Below are 17,800 nucleotides of genomic sequence, written 5' to 3'. Positions count from 1 at the left end.
CCCCCCACCCCGCTGGCGTGCCCCAAACCGGCCGAGCGTGGAAGGAGTCCCTGCGTGGACCTAGTCTTCAGGGCCCAGCGTGTGGTCACCGCCCGTGGCGAGGCTGCGGCGAGTGTCGGCGTCCGTGACGGCCGCATCGTGGCGGTGGAACCACTCGACTCGCCACTGACCGCCGACAGGGTGATCGAGCTGGGGACAGACGTCGTGCTGATGCCCGGACTCGTGGACACCCACGTGCACATCAACGACCCGGGACGCACCGAGTGGGAGGGCTTCGAGACGGCCACCCGCGCGGCCGCGGCCGGGGGAGTCACGACCGTCATCGACATGCCGCTCAACAGCCTGCCGCCGACGGTCGACGTCGCCGCGCTGGAGGTCAAGCGCAAGACGGCCGAGGGCAAGGTGCACGTCGACGTCGGATTCTGGGGCGGGGCGATCCCGGGCAACACCGGCGACCTGCGGCCGCTGCACGAAGCCGGGGTTTTCGGCTTCAAGTGCTTCCTGCTGCACTCGGGGGTCGACGAGTTCCCGCCGCTCGGTTCGCGGGAGCTCGAAGAGGATTTGCTGGTGCTGAAGGACTTCGGCGGGATGATGATCGTCCACGCCGAGGACTCCGACGAGATCGAGCACGCGCCGGACGCCCATGGCACGCACTACGACGACTTCCTGCACTCGCGTCCGCGCGGGGCGGAGAACGTCGCGATCGCCAGGGTCATCGAGCTGGCCAGGAAAACCGGCGCGCGGGTGCACGTGCTGCACCTTTCGTCGTCGGACGCGCTGCCCATGATCGCCGAGGCCAAGCGGGACGGGGTCGCGCTGAGCGTCGAGACCTGCCCGCACTACCTGAGTTTCACCGCGGAGGAGATCGGCGACGGCGCGACGCAGTTCAAGTGCTGCCCGCCGATCCGCGAGGCGGAGAACCGGGAACTGCTCTGGCAAGGGCTCGCCGACGGCGTGATCGACTTCGTCGTCAGCGACCATTCGCCGTGCACGCCGGAGCTGAAACGCTTCGACATCGGCGACTTCGGCGAGGCGTGGGGCGGCATCGCGAGCCTGCAGCTCGGGCTGCCCGCGGTGTGGACGCAGGCACGGGCACGCGGGTTCGCCGTCGCCGACGTCGTACGCTGGATGGCGGAACGCCCGGCCGCGCAGGCCGGGATGCGGCGCAAGGGACACATCGAAGTGGGCTACGACGCCGACTTCTGCGTGCTCGCGCCGGAAGAGACTTTCGTGGTGGACGTGGCGAAGCTGCGTCACCGCAACCCGATCAGCGCGTACCACGGCCGGGAACTGTCCGGCGTGGTGCGGAGCACGTGGTTGCGGGGTAAGGAAATCACCGGTGAGCGGCCGTTCGGCGAGCTGCTCAGCCGGGGCAATTGCTAGGTGTGGAGGAATCTGTGAGTGACCGTCCTGAGTGGACTTCCCAGCCGGATCTGGCTTCGCGGCTGTTCGGCGGGACAGTGATGTGGGCCACCGACGAGCTGTTCGCCGAGAAGGAGAACCTCGTCAACACGTGGGCCCCCGCGCATCGGGCGGAAACGTTCGGCCCCAGGGGGCAGGTCTACGACGGCTGGGAGACCCGGCGTCGTCGTGACGCCGGCAGCGACCAGGCGATCGTGCGGCTCGGCCTGCCCGGGGTGATTTCGGGCGTGGTCGTGGACACCGCGTTCTTCAAGGGGAACTTCCCGCCGTTCGTCTCGCTCGAAGCTTGCGCGGTAGAGGGCTACCCAAGCGCGGCCGAACTGTCCGAAATGGACTGGGAGATGATCGCGCCGCGCGCGCCGATCGCCGGTGACACGCAGAACTTCATCCCGATCGCCGAAGAGCGCCGGTTCACGCATGTCCGGGTCAGCATGCACCCGGACGGCGGTATCGCGCGGCTGCGCGTCCACGGCGAGTCCGTACCCGATCCGAAGCTGCTCGACCTCGGCGCGCTGGACCTCGCGGCGCTGGAGAACGGCGCGCTCTGCACCGGCTGCAGCAACATGTTCTACTCGTCGCCGAACAACATGTTCGCCCCCGGACTCGCCGCGCACCAGGCCGAAGGCTGGGAAACCTCGCGCCGCCGCGACGACGGCAACGACTGGGCCACCGTGCGGCTCGCGGGCGCCGGCGTCATCCGGTTCGCCGACGTGGATACCAGCAATCTCAAGGGAAACGCGCCCGGTTGGGCTTCGCTGCGCGGATGCGACGCGAACACGTCCACTGTGGACGATCCGAACGCCTGGTTCGAGCTGCTCCCGCGCACCCGGCTGCAGCCCGACACCCGGCACCGGTTCGTGCTCGCGGGCGACCGTGAGGTGACCGACGTCCGGCTGGACATCTTCCCTGACGGCGGTCTCGCTCGCCTGCGCCTCTTCGGCGCGCTGACGGCGTTGGGCCAGAAGACCCTCACCTCGCGCTACGACTCCACCACCTCGTAGCCCCCGGCAGGTGCCATGAACGGACCTTTCCTTGCGTCTCGTGCAAGGAAAGGTCCGTTCATAGCGTTTGTGGGGCGGTCAGGGCTTGGACTGCCGCCGGGACGAGATGACGCCGGTGTTGAAACCCGCCAGGTGGAGCCCACCGGCGAACCGCGCGTGCTCGATCTTGACGCACCGGTTCATCACGACGTCCAGCCCGGCGTCGCCCGCGAGCTTGGCGACAGGCTCGTGCCAGAGCCCGAGCTGCAGCCACAGCGTCCGTGCGCCCGCCGCGATGACCTCTTCGGCCACGCCCGGCAGGTCGTCGTGTTTGCGGAAGACGCTCACCAGGTCCACGCCGCCGGGCACGTCCGCGAGCGTCGGATACACCGGCTGCCCGAGCAGCTCGTCGAGCCGCGGGTTGACGAAGTTGACCCGGTACTTGCTCGACGACAGGAGGTAGGTCGCGACGAAGTAGCTCGGCCGCGCCGGGTTGTTCGACGCGCCGACGATCGTCACCGACTCCGTCCGCGACAGGATCCGCAGCCGCTCGCGCGCACCGACTTCGAGCGTCACCGCGCCACCGCCTTGTCCAGCGCCTGATCGAGGTCCCACAGGATGTCGTCGAGGTCTTCCAGCCCGACGGACAGCCGGATCAGATCGGGCCCGACCCCGCCCGCGAGCAGCTGCTCGTCCGTCAGCTGCTGATGCGTTGTCGAAGCCGGGTGGATCACCAGCGACCGCGCGTCGCCGACGTTGGCCAGGTGGGAGAGCAACTCGACGGAGTTGACGAACGTCTCGCCCGCCGCACGCCCGCCCTTGACCCCGAACGCGAACACCGCGCCCGGCCCGGCGGGCAGATACCGGCGAGCGCGCTCGTGATGCGGGTGCCCGGGCAGGCCCGCGTAGTTGACCCAGTCCACCCGCGGATCCGCCTGCAGGTACTCGGCGACGGCCTGCGCGTTCGCGACATGCGCGTCCATCCGCTGCGGCAGCGTCTCGACACCCTGCAGCAGCAGGAACGCCGAATGGGGCGAAAGCACCGCGCCGATGTCGCGCAGCTGCTCGGCGCGCAGCCGCGTGCAGAACGCGTACTCGCCGAAGTTCTCCCAGTACTTGAGGCCGCCGTAGCTCTCGACGACCTCGGTCATCCGGGGGAATTTCCCGTTGCCCCAGTTGAACTTCCCGCTCTCGACCACGATCCCGCCGAGCGTGGTGCCGTGCCCGCCGAGGAACTTCGTCGCCGAGTGCAGCACGATGTCGGCGCCGTGCTCGATCGGGCGGCAGAGGTACGGCGTCGCGAGCGTGGCGTCGACGACCAGCGGCAGGTTGTGCGCGTGAGCCAGCTCCGCGAGGCCTTCGAGGTCCGCGATCGTGCCGCCGGGATTGCCGATGATCTCGGTGTAGATGAGCCGCGTCTTATCGGTGATCGCCGCCGCGTAGTCGTCCAGCGAGTCGCCGGAGATGAACGTCGTGCTGACGCCGAAGCGCCGCAACGTCCCGTCGAGCTGCGTGATCGTCCCGCCGTACAGGCCGCCGGCCGCGACGATGTGCTCACCGGCCTCGGCGAGCGCGGTGAACGTCAGGAACTCCGCCGCCTGGCCACTGCTCGTCGCGACCCCGCCGATGCCACCCTCGAGGCTCGCCAGGCGCTCCTCGAACGCGGCGACCGTCGGGTTGCCGATACGGCTGTAGATGTTGCCGTACTTCTGCAGCGCGAAGAGGTTCGCCGCGTCGGCCGCGTCCTCGAAGACGAAACTGCTGGTCTGGTAGATGGGGACGGCCCGTGCGCCGGTGGCCTGGTCGGGTGTGCCACCCGCATGCAGGGCACGGGTGCGGAAGCCCCAGGTGCGCTCGCTCATATTACCGCCCACGCTACCCACGGAGGTCGCTCGCGGCCATCCCTCCCGCCGGCTGGGTCAACCGCCACCGCGAGTCTTCGCCGCTGTCCAGGTCTCGATGCCGTCCAGGAAGCGGTCTACTCCGAAGCTGAGTTCGGCAGGCAGTGTTTCCCCGCCGGTTTCCCCTCCGGCCTGCTCGTCTCCGAGATGGTTGCCGGCGGCTTCGGCGGCGTGGACGGCGGCCAACGCCGGGTAGTCGTGCGGGTCGATGAGCTCGGACAGCGCCTTTGCCAGTTCGGCTTCGTTGCGCGGTCGCCCGTCGTCGCTCCTGCGCGCGCTCCCCATGTCCACGCTGATCTGCGCGGTGCCACGCACGACCGCGGTGAGGTGCAATGCCGCGGCCCGTGCTTCGCCTGCCGCCAATCCGGCCTTCAGCAGGGGTTGCAGCAGGCGGTCGAGCCAGGCGAGCTGGTTGGGGCCGACGGGGGTGTGGTCGAGCGGGATGCGCAGGAGCCAGGGGTGGGTCTGGAAGCCGGCCCACAATGTGCCGACCCAGTGCCGGACCGCGCGGCGGAAGTCTTCCGTACCGCCGAGTTCTGGTGGCTTCCCGGCCGCGACGTCCGCCACCACCTCCAGGAGCAGGTCCTTGCTCGGGATGTGGTTGTAGATCGACATCGTCGAGTAGCCGAGATCGGCGGCGATCCGCTGCATCGACAGCGCTTCCAGGCCGTCGGCGTCCGCGATCCGGATCGCGGCGTCCGCGATCCGCTCCGCGGTGAGCTGGGCACGCGGTCCGCGCCGGCCCCGGGCCCGTCCCGCCCACAGCAGCGTGAGGCTGCGCTCCAGATCCGGGCCCTTGCCGTCGCGTGTCGTCATCCGCCATCCCGTCCTTGGTTGTCGTGACCATCCTAAAACTATGTATGTCATACGTACATATGTATGTGGTACATAGTTATTTCCATCGCGAACGGCTCGTTATGACCTCGACGACAAAACCGGCGAACGCACCCGCCCCGGCTTCGCCCCAGCCCGCGCAACCCTGGTGGCGCCGCCCCTGGATCGCGCCGCTGATGCTGGTGGCCGCGGCTTTCCTGGCCTTCTCGGTGCCGCCCTACCTGACCTTCGACCCGGACAATTCCCGGCTGGCGCCGCCGCCGGGCAACGACTTGTACTACCCGTTGCTCGTGGCACGCGTCCTGTTCGGCACGGTCGCGATGGTCACCGCCTGCTTCCAGATCTGGCCCGCGTTCCGCGCGCGCCACCGGATCACCGGATCACCGGCCGGATCTACGTCTTCGCCGGAGCGCTGCCCGCCGGGCTGCTGGGGCTGTACATCGGCTGGCACGCCGCGGCCGGCCCCTCCGTGCGGGTGGCCAACCTCGTGGGCTCGGCACTGTGGCTCACGGTCACGATCATCGGGCTGCGGATGGCCCGCCAGCGCCGCTTCGGTGAGCACCGCCGGTGGATGTCCCGTAGTTTCGCGCTCGCCATGTCGATCGTCTTGAGCCGGGTGATCAACGTGGTCGCCACGATCGTGCTCACCCCTCAGGTGGACACTACCTTCGGCGGCAGCGAAGAACTGATGACGTTCAGCGCCGCGAGCATCGGGGTCTGGCTCAGTCCCCTGCTCTTGCTGCTGCTCACGGACTGGCTGCTGGAACGCCGCAAACCCGGGGCCCGCCGACCTGGTGCCCGCGGTCCGGCCGCCGGGTGAGTCCCTAGCCCAACGCTCCGCGGAGGCGGCGGTCCCGTTCGGCGGGGGTCTGACGCGGGCAGCTCGTGCACTTGCCGCTGTTCGCCTCGTAGATCAGGCAGCACGACGACCGTCGCACCACCGCGTTGCCGTTGACTTCCAAGAACCGCGGCTTGGGCAGCCCGAGCCCGGTGGAAGCGATGATCGGCGCGGCCAGCGCCAGCGCACTGTCGACGTCACCGGCAGCGGACCCGGCCCACAGCAGCCGGTTGCTGATCGAGTCCGCCGCGATCGCGCCCAACGCCCGCGTCCGCGCCCCGGCGGCTTCGGCGACGGTCGCGATCACCGGCTCCAGCGCCTTCCCCAGCGAGGGCCCGAGCTCACCTTCCAGCACCCGCGACGACCGTGCACCCGCGAACCGTCCGTCCGGGACGAGGTCGAGCGAGATCGCGTCCAGCGCCGGGTCCAGCGCGATGCCGGTCGCGACCAGTGATTCCAGCGCCGGAGCGACGAGCACTGAAGACAGCGAGTACCACCAGATCGTCCCGAGCACCTCGGGCCGTGCGCGGCCGTACAGCTTCGAAGCGCCGCCGATCCGCGACCGCACCCATGGGAGGTCGGTCAGCCGGGTCGCCGGGACGATCATCGCGGCACCGGCCGGTACACCGAAACGGTGAACGACGTCGTCACGTCCACCGGCTCGCTGATCCGCTCGAGCTGCTCCAGCCGTCCCTCGCGATGCAAATGGTGCGCGCTCGGGCCCATCCGGATCACCTCGCGGATCTCCGACGGCGAAAGCGTCACCTTGCGGGTGCAGTCCTCGCGCCCGTCCAGCTTGAAGAACTCCGACAAGGTCGCGTCGAGACGTTCTTCCTTGCGGTCGTCGACGGTCAGCATGTCCACCAGCGACGCGAGTTCGCCGAGATGTCCCGGATTGGGCGCGGCGACGACGAGCACGCCGTCGCCGGTCAGCACCCGGTGGAACTCGGGCCCGTTGCGCGGCGCGAACACGTTGAGGATCACCGAAGCGGAATCCGAAGCCACGGGCCAAGCTTCCCAGAGATTCCAGACCGCCGCGCCCAGCCGCGGATGTGCTCGTGCGGCGCGCTTCAACGCGACAGCGGAGACATCGAGCGCCAGCCCCACCGCGTCCGGCGCGGCGTCGAGCGCCCGGGCCAGGTAGTAACCGGTCCCCGCGCCCGCGTCGACGATGAGGCCTTCGCTTCCCGCCACGGACTCGGCCACAGCGTCCGCGAGTGGCGCGTAATGACCGGCTTCGAGGAAGGCCACGCGGGCGGCGACCATGTCGGTGGTGTCGGCCGTCCCGGCGGGGATTCGCGCATGCAAAAGGTTCACGTATCCCTGCCGCGCTACGTCGAAAGAGTGACCGCTTTCGCAACGCAGCGTGTGATCCACTAGAGCGACCGGGTTGTCACACAGTGAACAGCGCAGGGCGCCGAGGACCGCTGGTGGCGGTGAGTGCTTGCCGTGGTCGGTCGCCGTCATGTCGCTATTCGACCACGAGGTTTCCTCAACGGACATCTCAGCACGGTCTCGGGAAACGTGGACGTAACAACTCAAGACGGACAGTTCACCTCGGCGAAACCTTCGATGCCTCCCCGTGAAACACCGCCGCCGAAAACTGCGCGTCAGTAATTCATGGCACGGGAGGACAATGTGCTGAACGCAGGAGACACAGCATGGGTTTTGGCCAGCGCGGCGCTGGTCATGCTCATGACACCAGGACTGGCGTTCTTCTATGGCGGCATGGTCCGCGTGAAGAGCGTCCTGAACATGTTGATGATGAACTTCATCGCGCTCGCCGTAGTCGGCGTGCTCTGGACTTTGTACGGCTTCACGATGGCGTTCGGTGACGACGCTTTCGGGGGCTTCGTCGGTAACTTCGACATGGCCGGGCTTTCCAACACCGTCGGTAAGCTCGCCGGCTTCGTCACCGCCGCGACGGACACCTCACCCGAGGTGGCCTGGCCCGGTGCTGACGGTATCCCGCTGCTCGCCTTCGTCATGTTCCAGCTGATGTTCGCCATCATCACCCCGGCGCTCATCTCCGGTGCCATCGCGGACCGCGCGAAGTTCTGGGGCTGGACCCTGTTCGTCGCCGTGTGGGTCACCATCGTGTACTTCCCGGTCGCGCACTGGGTGTTCTCGTTCAACGGTTTCGTCGGCGCCGACGCTGTCGGTGGCTGGATCGCGAACAACCTGAAGGCGCTCGACTTCGCCGGTGGTACCGCGGTCCACATCAACGCCGGTGCCGCGGGCCTGGCGCTGGCGATCGTCCTCGGCAAGCGCCGGGGCTGGCCGAAGGACACCGGACGTCCGCACAGCGTGCCGTTCGTGCTTCTCGGCGCCAGCCTGCTGTGGTTCGGCTGGTACGGCTTCAACGCCGGTTCGGCGCTGGCGGCCAACGACCTCGCGGCCGTCGCGTTCACCAACACCACGGTCGCCACGGCGGCGGCGGTGCTCGGCTGGCTGATCATCGAGCAGCTCAAGTTCGGCAAGCCGACGACACTCGGCGCGGCTTCCGGCGCGGTCGCCGGTCTGGTCGCGATCACCCCGGCGGCCGGGTACGTCAGCCCGCTCGGCGGTATCGCCATCGGCCTCATCGCCGGTGCGCTCTGTGCGCTCGCGGTGAGCCTGAAGTACCGCTTCGGCTTCGACGACTCGCTCGACGTCGTCGGCGTCCACCTCGTCGGTGGTCTCGTCGGCACGCTGCTGATCGGCTTCTTCGGCACCGTCAGCGTGAACTCGCTCGGCGCCGACGGCCTGTTCTACGGCGGCGGCGTCACCCAGCTCGGCAAGCAGGCCGTCGCGGCCGGTGCCGTCCTGGTCTACTCGTTCGTGCTGACCTTCATCATCGGCTGGGTGATCAAGAAGCTCGGCGGCTTCCGCGTCAGCGTGGAGGACGAAGTCAGTGGTATCGATGAAGCACAGCACGCGGAAAGCGCGTACGACTTCACCGGTACGGGTGGCGGCGGCGGTGCCCCGGCCACCATCCCGGTCAAGTCCGGCGCCACCGCGAACCTCGAGGGGAGCAAGGCATGAAGCTGATCACGGCGATCGTCAAGCCGTTCACCTTGGACGACATCCGCACTGCTCTCGAGCAGCTCGGCGTCCTCGGGATGACGGTCAGCGAGGTGCAGGGCTACGGCAGGCAGAAGGGCCACACCGAGGTCTACCGGGGTGCCGAGTACTCCGTGGACTTCGTCGCCAAGACTCGGGTCGAGGTCGTCACCGACGACATCAACGTGGAGAAGGTCATCGAGGCGATCGTCACCGCCGCGCACACCGGCAAGATCGGTGATGGCAAGCTGTGGGTGACCTCGGTCGAGACCGTGATCCGAGTGCGCACGGGCGAGCGTGGCTCGGACGCGCTGTAACCGGGCGGCGTAGTGGAAGCGGGGGAACTGGTCAAGGCAACCGAAAGGTTGCTCGAAGGTCGACACGGGAGGCTCGGTGCCGCGGCTCTTCGCGCGGCACTGGTCGATCTTTACGAATTTTGGCTGAGCAGGGGCGCCACGGCGGCCGGCGTCGACACCGCGAATCCGGGTGTCGCGCTGGTCGCCGTCGGCGGCCTTGGCCGTCGCGAACTGGTTCCGTTCTCGGACCTGGACCTTGTCCTGGTGCACAACGGAAATCCTGAGGTCGGGAAGGTGGCCGACGCGCTGTGGTACCCGCTTTGGGACGCGCGCGTCGGCCTCGACCATTCGGTCCGCACGCCGGGCGAGGCGATCAAGGTCGCTTCCGAAGACCTGCGGACCGCGATCGGCCTGCTCGACGCCCGGCACCTCGCCGGGGACACGGAACTGACGGCCAGGCTGGCCGCCGCCGCCCGGGATCAGTGGCGGCGGACGGCCAGGAAGAACCTGCCGGAACTCGCCGACGCGGTGCGCGACAGATGGCGCCGCAGCGGGGAAGTCGCGCAGTCCGCGGAGCCGGATCTGAAGTACGGCCGGGGCGGGCTGCGGGACGTCGGCGTGCTCGAAGCGCTGGCGGCCGCGCAGCTGACCGACCGTCCAGGTGAAGAACTCCTTGCGGCGAAAGAGCTTCTGCTCGATGTCCGCACCGAGATGCGCCGGGAACTCCGCCGCGACAGGGACATCCTCGGCGCCGCCGAGGCCGACCTCGTCGCGGCCGAACTGGGCTTTGGTGACAGGTTCACCTTGGCCCGCAAGCTTTCCAGCGCCGGACGTTCGGTCGCCTACGCGGTCGACGTCGCGCTGCGGGCGGGCAAGAACGCCGCCGACACCCCGAAATCGCGGTTCGGCAGGCGGCCGGTACGCACACCGCTGGACGAAGGCGTTGTGCTGCACGGAAACGAAGTCTCGCTGGCCCGTGACGCCGTTCCCGCCAAGGATCCGGCGTTGCTGCTCCGGGTCGCGGCGGCTTCGGCGAAATCGGGCAAGCCCATCGCGTACGGCACGCTCCGGACGCTCGCCGACTCCGCACCGGAGTTGCGGACGCCGTGGCCGCCGGACGCGCGCAACGCGCTGACCGAACTGCTCGGCGCGGGCGAAGGGCTCGTCGACGCGGTGGAAGCCTTGGACCGCACGGGTCTGTGGGCCCGGCTGTTCCCGGAGTGGGGTTCGGTGCGGGATCTCCCGCCGCGTTCGCCGGTGCACTCGTGGACCGTCGACAGGCATCTCGTGCGCGCGTGCGTCGAGGCGTCGAAGCTGACTACCACGGTCTCGCGACCGGATCTGCTGCTGCTCGGTGCCTTGCTGCACGACATCGGCAAGGGCCGGGAAGCGGATCACTCGGTGCTGGGTGCGGCCATCTCGGCTCAGGTCGCGGCCAGGATCGGACTGTCCGCCGGCGACGTCAACCTGATCTCGGAGATGGTGCGGCATCATTTGCTGTTGCCGCACACCGCGACCAGGCGCGACATCAGCGACCCGGCCACCGTGACGCGGGTTGCGAAGACACTGGACGACAACAGCGTGCTGCTCGAACTGCTGCACGCCCTGACCATCTCCGATTCGCTGGCGACCGGTCCGGGCGTGTGGACGGACTGGAAGGGACACCTGCTTTCGGAACTGGTGTCGCGCTGCGCCGAAGCGATGCACGGCAAGGGTTTCACCGCGCCCGAGCAGTTGAACTCCGAGCAGCGCGCGCTGGTTTCGGCGGCGGTCGGGTCCGGCCGGGGCGAAGTGTCGATCAGCTCCGAGGGCAAGGTGGCGACCGTGGTGCTCGCCGTGCCCGCTCGTAGCGAGCTGCTCGCGCCCGCGGCCGGAGTGCTCGCGTTGCATTCGCTCGAGGTGCACTCGGCGATGATGCGGGCGTACGACGGTGGCCGCGCGGGCGTCTTCACGGCGTCACCGCGGTTCGGTTCACTGCCGGACACCGGGTTGCTCCGGGAGCAGTTCGCCCGGGCCGTCGCCGGAACGCTGCCGCTCACCCAGCGTCTTGCCGAGAAGGAGCGGGATTACGCCGCCTCGCCGCATGTCGCGTCGGCCGAACCGAGGGTGCTCTGGTTCGACGACGAGACGAGCGGGTCGGAGACGGTCGTGCTCGAACTCCGCGCCAGCGACCGGATCGGCCTGCTGTTCCGGATCGCCGGTGCGCTGCGCCGCTGCGACGTCGAGGTCCGCTGGGCGAAGGTGGCCACCCTCGGTGACGCCGTCGTCGACTCGTTCGCCGTGGAGCCGCGCTCGGGCAAGCTTGACCAGGCCTGGCGCGACAAGGTCACGGAAGCGGTGCTCGCCGCCGCGTCTTGAGAAGAGCTGCTGAAGGGACCCTCCGCGCGGAGGGTCCCTTCAGCATTTTCGGCGTCTTCGGGGTGTCGCGTCGGAGGCGGCGGACGGCGATGGCACTATGTCCCTTCCAAACATGGCTCCCGGATCATCAGGGGTGAGCCGGAGGGCGGTGACCGGGTGGTGCTGGGGCACGAGCCGATCCCGTCCGTACTGCCGGCCACGGTCGTCGCTTCGCATCTCGCCGTGTGCGCGGCCGAGCTGGCCGTCAGCGCAGGTGCGGACGTCCCGCTGGGCAGCGCCGACGAGTTCGCCGACGTCGTCCAGAACCTCCTGGCCGCGCAGCGCTCTGTCGCCGCCGCTCTCGCGGGTCTGGCCGGGCGAGTGGAAGCCGGGCAGGCCACGGGCGCGCTCGCCGCGACGCCGGCCATCGAGCTCGAAGTCATCTCCGAAGTACTCCAAGCGGCGGCCAACGCGGTGGGCTATTCGGCCGACGCCATCGCGGAATCCGGCCCCGCAATCGAAAGTATGTGCGAATCAACCGCCCGAAACACCCGTTTGTAGCTGTCCGGCGTCTGTAGGTGCTTCTACGCTGGAAAGCTCTGCGGGAGGTAGTCAGATGGCCATGCGCACGGTTTGGAAAGGCACCATCGGCTTCGGGGCGTTCGGGATCCCGGTGAAGGCCTACAGCGCGACAGAAGAGCACGGCATCGGTTTGCGCCAGTTGCACCACTCCGACGGCGGCCGGGTCAAGTACCTGCGTGTCTGCGAACTCGACGGCGCCGAAGTCCCGTCCACGGAGATCGTGAAGGGCTACCAGATGCCCGGTGGCGACGTCGTGATGGTCACCGAGGAAGACCTGGCGAGCTTGCCGTTGCCGACGGCCCAGTCCATCGACGTCCGCGGGTTCGCCCCGATGGACCAGATCGATCCCATCTACTTCGCGAAGAGCTACTACCTCGAGCCGGAACCCGGCGGCACCAAGCCGTACGTCCTGTTCAGTGAGGCGCTGCAGCAGTCCGGGCGGGTCGCGGTCGTCAAGATCGCGTTGCGCCAGCGGGAAACCCTCGGCGTGCTGCGCGTGCGTGATCAGGTCCTGATGCTCGAGACGATGATGTGGCCCGACGAGATCCGCACGCCCGACTTCCCGTTCCAGCACGAGGACGTCGACATCCGGCCTGGTGAGCTGAGCACCGCGGTGACGATGATCCAGCAGCTGGCCGGGGACTTCCAGCCGAAACAGTTCTCCGATCACTACCGCGAAGCGCTCGAGGAACTCATCCAGGCCAAGGTCGACGGCAACCAGATCATCCAGCCGACGGCGGCCTTGCAGGCTGAGGGCGTCACTGCGCTGCTGGCCGCGTTGCAGAACCGGGTCGACGAATCAGCGCCGGCGCAATCCGCGGTGAGCAAGGCGAAAACGGCCGCACGTAAAGCTTCCAGAGCCGGATCGACGGCGAAGAAGGCCGCGAACAAAACGCGCAGCAAGGCCAAAACCCAGAACTAGCCAGGGCTGGAACTATCCCAAAAATTCGGCAGTTCGAACGGCGTCGCGGGAGGCAGCGGCTCGGCGTTCTCCGCCCGGAACGACTGGATCATGTAGGCCACGAAACGCCGTGACGCGGCTTCCGCGTGCGCGGTGTTCGCCGCGATGATGCCGCAGTTCGCCATGAACAACATGGCCAGATCACCGAACGCGAAATCGGCGCGGAGCTTGCCCGCGGCCTTCGCGCGCGCGGTCAGCTCGGTGAATTCCGGCTCGACCCGCTCGCGTTTGTCCGCGTAGTCGAGCGCGCCGGGGAACGCGGCGACGAACGCTTCGGTGAACCCCTTGTCGCTGGCCTGCAGAGCGCAGATCTTCTCGAGGAACCCGCAGAACCCGCGCCACGGATCGGGATCGGCCACGGCGTCGTCGATCGTGGCCACGCAGGCCGAGATCCGGTCGGCGAAGACGTCGGTGACCAGCGCCTCCTTGGTGGGGAAGCGGCGGTAGAGGGTCGCCGTGCCGACGCCGGTGCGCCGGGCGATCTCGGCCATCGACACGTCGAGCCCGAGTTCCGCGAACGTCTCGCGGGCGACTTCGAGGATCCGGGCGCGGTTCTGCTCCGCGTCGGCACGCAGCATCCGAGACGGTTCAACGGTCATGTCTCTCACTTTAGCTCAAGTGGGCAGCCCTCTCCGTTTACGTGCTAGCTTCGAATAAGTGGATAACCCTACCCACTTATGTCCGTGAAAGGACCTTCGATGTTCGCCTTGCAGTTCACCGAATACGGCCCGCCAGAGGTTCTGACCGTCGGCGAGGCCGCCGAACCGCACGCGGGTCCCGGTGAGATCCGCATCGCCGTCAAGGCCGCGAGCGTCAACCCCGCGGACCGGACGATCCGGTCCGGCGTGATGAAGGAGGTCTTCCCCGTCGAGTTCCCCTACCTCTCCGGATTGGACGCCTCCGGTGTCGTCGACGAGGTCGGCGAAGGAGTGGAGGACGTCGAGATCGGGGACGCCGTCTTCGGGCTGACCAGGGGCGGGGCGGCCGCCGAGTTCGCCGTGCTCGAAGCCTGGGCGGCCAAGCCCGGCGCACTGAGCTGGGAGCAGGCCGCGGGGGTCGGCGCAGTCGTCGAGACGGCCACACGCGTGTTCGACATGCTCGGCGTCACGGCCGGGAAGACGTTGCTGATCGAGGGCGCGGCCGGCGGTGTCGGCTCCGCAGCGGTCCAGCTGGCTGTCGCGCTCGGAGCGACTGTCCTCGGCACGGCGAGCGAAGCCAACCACGAATTCCTCGCCGTTCTTGGCGCCGTACCCACCACCTACGGCCCTGGCCTCGTCGAGCGCGTCGCCGCCCTCGCGCCCCAAGGGGTCGACCTCGTTCTCGACGCCGCGGGCTCGGGTTCGTTGCCGGATCTGATCAAGATCGCCGGGAACGCCCACGACGTGGTGACCATCGCCGACTTCACCGCGGCCGAGCGCGGCGCGAGGATGACGCACACCGCCGACTCCAGTGGGTACACCAAGCGCGGGTTCGCCGGTCTGGCCGTCGCGGCGACGCTTGCCGAGGAAGGTCGCTTCACCGTGCCCGTTCACGCCGTCTTCCCACTGGAGAAGGCCGCCGACGCGCACGAGTTGAGTGCCACCGGGCACGTCCGCGGCAAGATCGTCCTGACCGTGCGCCCCTGAGGTTGTGAGTAGAAGTACCTATCTCTACTTGGGGGTCTTCACGCTGTCGGTGTCCGCGCTTGCACGGCACTCTTAGTTCATCGCAAGCGTCACCGGATCGCCTGGTACTGGGGGTCTGGCGAGGGGCGGGACGAGGGGACTCGGGCGCCTGCGAGTCCGTGCGGGCGGCTGTCTGGGGAGGGAGCCGCCTGTGGCGCCCGGAGGGTTCGTGGGGAGCGAGCCTTCCGGGCGCTCACGGTGTCTGCGGCGAGTCTGTCGGCCGGAGCGACTACCCTGGAGTGCTGTCGGCCCACCGCGACCGCGGGCCGGCACGCAACGACGACCAGCTGGAGCGTGCACCCCCGTGTTCGACACTCTCTCCGATCGGCTTACCTCTGCCCTTCAGACCCTGACGCGCAAGGGCAGGCTGTCGGACGCCGACATCGACGCCACCGCGCGTGAGATCCGTATCGCGCTGCTGGAAGCCGACGTCGCGCTTCCGGTGGTGAAGGACTTCATCGCCAAGGTGAAGGAGCGGGCGAAGGGCGCCGAGGTCTCCGGGGCGCTCAACCCCGCCCAGCAGGTCATCAAGATCGTCAACGAGGAACTGGTCACCATCCTCGGTGGTGAGACCAGGCGCCTCAACCTCGCCAAGAACCCGCCGACCGTGATCATGCTCGCCGGTCTCCAAGGTGCCGGTAAGACGACGCTCGCCGGGAAGCTCGCCCTCTGGCTGAAGAAGCAGGGCCACGCGCCGCTGCTGGTCGCCTGCGACCTCCAGCGCCCGAACGCCGTCAACCAGCTGCAGATCGTCGGCCAGCGCGCCGGCGTCGCGACCTTCGCCCCCGAGCCCGGCAACGGCGTAGGCGACCCGGTCGACGTCGCCCGCCGCGGTATCGAAGAGGCCAAGCACGCGCAGCACGACATCGTCCTCGTCGACACCGCCGGTCGTCTCGGCGTGGACGAGGAGCTCATGCGGCAGGCCAGTGAGATTAGAACGGCCATCCGTCCTGATGAGGTCCTGTTCGTCGTCGACGCGATGATCGGCCAGGACGCGGTCAACACCGCGGAGGCCTTCCGCGACGGCGTCGGCTTCACCGGTGTCGTGCTCACCAAGCTCGACGGTGACGCCCGCGGTGGTGCCGCGCTGTCGGTCCGCCAGGTCACCGGCCAGCCGATCCTCTTCGCGTCCAACGGTGAGAAGCTCGACGAGTTCGACGTCTTCCACCCGGACAGGATGGCCAGCCGGATCCTCGGCATGGGTGACGTCATGTCCCTGATCGAGCACGCCGAGCAGGCGTTCGACCAGGGACAGGCGGAGAAGGCGGCCGAGAAGCTCACCTCCGGGCAGCTCACGCTGGAGGACTTCCTCGAGCAGATGCTCGCGGTGCGCAAGATGGGCCCGATCGGCAACCTGCTGGGCATGCTCCCGGGCGCCGGTCAGATGAAGGACCAGCTGGCCCAGGTCGACGACAAGCAGCTGGACCGGCTGCAGGCGATCATCCGCGGCATGACCCCGGCCGAGCGCGCCGACCCGAAGATCATCAACGGCTCGCGCCGCCTGCGGATCGCGAACGGCTCCGGTGTCGCGGTGCGCGAGGTCAACGACCTGGTCAACCGCTTCTACGACGCCCGCAAGATGATGCAGCAGATGGCCGGGAAGTTCGGCTTCGGCGGCGGTGGCGGCGGAAGCAAGAGCCGTAAGGGCAAGAAGGGGAAGAAGGGCGGCCGCGGGCCGACCCAGCCCAAGGTCCGCGGTGGCTTCCCCGGCGGCATGCCGATGCTTCCCCCGGGCGCGATGCCCCAGGGCGGCGGCGGGGCGCCCGACCTGTCGCAGCTCGGCGGCCTCAACGACGTACCGGGCTTCGACCCGTCGAAGTTCAAGCTGCCCAAGCAGAAGTGAGCCTCCGGCTTCGCGGGGTCGTACTGCCCGGAGACGAGCAGCGCGACCTCTGGATCTCCGGCGGCAAGATCTCCTTCGAGCCGGTCCCCGGCGCGGAAACCCTGCCCCAGAGCGGGTTTCTGGTGCCGGGGCTGGTCGACGCGCATTGTCATCCCGGGATCGGGGTGCACGGCCCGGCGTCGCTGGAAGAAGCCACCGAGCAGGCGATCCAGGACCGTGACGCGGGCACCCTGCTGATCCGTGACTGTGGCGTGCCGATCGACATCCGGCCGCTGCAGCAGCGTGACGACCTCCCGCGGATCATCCGCGCCGGCCGGCATCTCGCGCTGACCAGACGTTATGTCCCGGGTCTGGGCATCGAGCTCGACGATCCGGAGGAGCTGCCCGCCGCAGTGGCCGAGCAGGCCGCCGAGGGCGACGGCTGGGTCAAGCTCGTCGGCGACTGGATCGACCGGGGCCTCGGCGACCTCGCGCCGCTGTGGCCGGACGACGTGCTCGCCGAGGCGGTCGCCGTGGCGCACAAGGCCGGGGCGAAGGTCACCGCGCACGTGTTCGGCGAGGACGCGCTGCCCGGGCTCATCAACGCCGGGATCGACTGCCTGGAGCACGGCACCGGCTTGTCGGACGAGCAGCTCGACGTCCTCGCGCGCACCGGGGTCGCGCTGGTGCCGACGTTGATCAACATCGAGAACTTCCCCGGCATCGCCGAAAAAGCGACCAAGTTCCCGGCGTACGCGGCGCACATGAGGGCGTTGCACGCGGGGGTGGGCGCGATGGTGTCGAAAGCGATCGAGGCCGGTGTCGCCGTCTACGCGGGCAGCGACGCGGGCGGCATGGTCGAGCACGGCAGGCTCGTCGACGAGACGGAAGCCTTGCACCGCGCCGGAATGTCACGCGAGCAGGCGCTGGGTGCGTCGTCGTGGACAGCCCGCGAATGGCTCGGCCACGACGGCATCGCCCACGGCGCCCCGGCCGACCTGCTGGTCTACGACACGGACCCCCGCGAAGACCTCGGCGCGCTCCGGCACCCGGCGCACATCATCCTGCGCGGGGCCGTCGTCTCCTGACCCGCGTTCACCGGTGACGGTACGAGCACCTAG

The 17,800-nt window shown here is 68.8% G+C and carries 16 protein-coding genes and 1 pseudogene; 11 read left to right on the top strand and 6 right to left on the bottom strand.

The features are described from left to right. Window positions 1-54: 54 nt before the first annotated feature. Complete coding sequence (gene allB / locus VGP60_RS15995) at window positions 55-1,383, top strand: allantoinase AllB (protein WP_327548789.1); 1,329 nt, start codon at window positions 55-57, stop codon at window positions 1,381-1,383. A 2-nt stretch (window positions 1,384-1,385) separates the two neighbouring features. Beyond that, window positions 1,386-2,423, top strand: a complete 1,038-nt coding sequence (gene alc / locus VGP60_RS15990; RefSeq protein WP_327548788.1) for an allantoicase — start codon at window positions 1,386-1,388, stop codon at window positions 2,421-2,423. Between the two features lie 78 nt (window positions 2,424-2,501). On the opposite strand, the gene VGP60_RS15985 is transcribed toward alc, so the two are convergent. Genes VGP60_RS15985 through VGP60_RS15975 form a run of 3 tightly spaced genes read right to left on the bottom strand, consistent with a single transcriptional unit; the run spans window position 2,502 to window position 5,119 of the window. Further along, window positions 2,502-2,978: a CoA-binding protein gene (locus VGP60_RS15985; RefSeq protein ID WP_327548787.1), complete on the bottom strand. Its 477-nt coding sequence runs from the start codon at window positions 2,976-2,978 to the stop codon at window positions 2,502-2,504. Next, complete coding sequence (locus VGP60_RS15980) at window positions 2,975-4,264, bottom strand: O-acetylhomoserine aminocarboxypropyltransferase/cysteine synthase family protein (RefSeq protein ID WP_327548786.1); 1,290 nt, start codon at window positions 4,262-4,264, stop codon at window positions 2,975-2,977. The genes VGP60_RS15985 and VGP60_RS15980 overlap by 4 nt, the downstream gene beginning before the upstream one ends. 57 nt (window positions 4,265-4,321) lie before the next feature. Then, entirely contained in the window at window positions 4,322-5,119 is a 798-nt protein-coding gene (locus tag VGP60_RS15975) for a TetR/AcrR family transcriptional regulator (protein WP_327548785.1), read from the bottom strand. 194 nt (window positions 5,120-5,313) lie between these two features. Here VGP60_RS15975 and VGP60_RS15970 point away from each other — a divergent pair. Then, a pseudogene (locus VGP60_RS15970) lies at window positions 5,314-5,957 on the top strand (DUF2306 domain-containing protein). Between the two features lie 4 nt (window positions 5,958-5,961). Here the strand turns inward: VGP60_RS15970 and VGP60_RS15965 are convergent. Continuing rightward, window positions 5,962-6,582: a (2Fe-2S)-binding protein gene (locus VGP60_RS15965; protein ID WP_327548784.1), complete on the bottom strand. Its 621-nt coding sequence runs from the start codon at window positions 6,580-6,582 to the stop codon at window positions 5,962-5,964. Next, window positions 6,579-7,442, bottom strand: coding sequence for a putative RNA methyltransferase (locus tag VGP60_RS15960; protein ID WP_327548793.1), 864 nt, complete (start codon window positions 7,440-7,442; stop codon window positions 6,579-6,581). Before VGP60_RS15960 ends, VGP60_RS15965 begins: the two co-directional genes overlap by 4 nt. 171 nt (window positions 7,443-7,613) lie before the next feature. Here VGP60_RS15960 and VGP60_RS15955 point away from each other — a divergent pair, with 171 nt between their 5' ends. The 5 genes from VGP60_RS15955 (at window position 7,614) to VGP60_RS15935 (ending at window position 13,154) form a co-directional block, all read left to right on the top strand. Beyond that, on the top strand, window positions 7,614-8,999 hold the full coding sequence (locus tag VGP60_RS15955; RefSeq protein ID WP_327548783.1) for an ammonium transporter: 1,386 nt from the start codon (window positions 7,614-7,616) through the stop codon (window positions 8,997-8,999). After that, window positions 8,996-9,334, top strand: a complete 339-nt coding sequence (locus VGP60_RS15950; protein ID WP_327548782.1) for a P-II family nitrogen regulator — start codon at window positions 8,996-8,998, stop codon at window positions 9,332-9,334. Before VGP60_RS15955 ends, VGP60_RS15950 begins: the two co-directional genes overlap by 4 nt. Window positions 9,335-9,346: 12 nt before the next feature. Beyond that, window positions 9,347-11,671: a [protein-PII] uridylyltransferase gene (locus VGP60_RS15945; protein ID WP_327548781.1), complete on the top strand. Its 2,325-nt coding sequence runs from the start codon at window positions 9,347-9,349 to the stop codon at window positions 11,669-11,671. Between the two features lie 156 nt (window positions 11,672-11,827). Then, the gene (locus tag VGP60_RS15940) at window positions 11,828-12,211 is read left to right on the top strand and encodes a hypothetical protein (RefSeq protein WP_327548780.1); all 384 of its coding nucleotides are present in this window, start codon (window positions 11,828-11,830) and stop codon (window positions 12,209-12,211) included. Window positions 12,212-12,272: 61 nt separating this feature from the next. Then, window positions 12,273-13,154 (top strand): Ku protein, encoded by an 882-nt coding sequence (locus tag VGP60_RS15935; protein WP_327548779.1) that lies wholly within the window; start codon window positions 12,273-12,275, stop codon window positions 13,152-13,154. On the opposite strand, the gene VGP60_RS15930 is transcribed toward VGP60_RS15935, so the two are convergent. Continuing rightward, complete coding sequence (locus VGP60_RS15930) at window positions 13,151-13,792, bottom strand: helix-turn-helix domain-containing protein (RefSeq protein WP_327548778.1); 642 nt, start codon at window positions 13,790-13,792, stop codon at window positions 13,151-13,153. The two genes, VGP60_RS15935 and VGP60_RS15930, sit on opposite strands and share 4 nt — an antisense overlap. A 99-nt stretch (window positions 13,793-13,891) precedes the next feature. On the opposite strand from VGP60_RS15930, the gene VGP60_RS15925 reads away from it, so the two are divergent. From VGP60_RS15925 to VGP60_RS15915, 3 genes are all read left to right on the top strand, one after another. Continuing rightward, entirely contained in the window at window positions 13,892-14,818 is a 927-nt protein-coding gene (locus VGP60_RS15925; protein WP_327548777.1) for an NADP-dependent oxidoreductase, read from the top strand. 343 nt (window positions 14,819-15,161) lie between these two features. Continuing rightward, complete coding sequence (gene ffh, locus VGP60_RS15920; RefSeq protein WP_327548776.1) at window positions 15,162-16,700, top strand: signal recognition particle protein; 1,539 nt, start codon at window positions 15,162-15,164, stop codon at window positions 16,698-16,700. Further along, a complete protein-coding gene (locus VGP60_RS15915) occupies window positions 16,697-17,767 on the top strand; it encodes an amidohydrolase family protein (protein ID WP_327548775.1) in 1,071 nt (356 codons plus the stop codon). Before ffh ends, VGP60_RS15915 begins: the two co-directional genes overlap by 4 nt. The last annotated feature ends 33 nt before the right edge of the window (window positions 17,768-17,800 follow it).

The sequence above is a fragment of the Amycolatopsis sp. genome (genome assembly GCF_036008905.1).
In the GTDB taxonomy this organism is placed as follows: domain Bacteria; phylum Actinomycetota; class Actinomycetes; order Mycobacteriales; family Pseudonocardiaceae; genus Amycolatopsis.
The sequence above is the reverse complement of the archived record's forward strand: the minus strand, read 5'-3'. Positions and strand labels throughout refer to the sequence as shown.

Coding starts and splice junctions, on each gene's coding strand:
- VGP60_RS15930 (WP_327548778.1), bottom strand. CDS start 13,792: ATGACCGTTGAACCGTCTCGGATGCTGCGTGCCGACGCGGAGCAGAAC.
- VGP60_RS15925 (WP_327548777.1), top strand. CDS start 13,892: ATGTTCGCCTTGCAGTTCACCGAATACGGCCCGCCAGAGGTTCTGACC.
- VGP60_RS15980 (WP_327548786.1), bottom strand. CDS start 4,264: ATGAGCGAGCGCACCTGGGGCTTCCGCACCCGTGCCCTGCATGCGGGT.
- VGP60_RS15975 (WP_327548785.1), bottom strand. CDS start 5,119: ATGACGACACGCGACGGCAAGGGCCCGGATCTGGAGCGCAGCCTCACG.
- VGP60_RS15960 (WP_327548793.1), bottom strand. CDS start 7,442: ATGACGGCGACCGACCACGGCAAGCACTCACCGCCACCAGCGGTCCTC.
- VGP60_RS15950 (WP_327548782.1), top strand. CDS start 8,996: ATGAAGCTGATCACGGCGATCGTCAAGCCGTTCACCTTGGACGACATC.
- VGP60_RS15965 (WP_327548784.1), bottom strand. CDS start 6,582: ATGATCGTCCCGGCGACCCGGCTGACCGACCTCCCATGGGTGCGGTCG.
- VGP60_RS15935 (WP_327548779.1), top strand. CDS start 12,273: ATGCGCACGGTTTGGAAAGGCACCATCGGCTTCGGGGCGTTCGGGATC.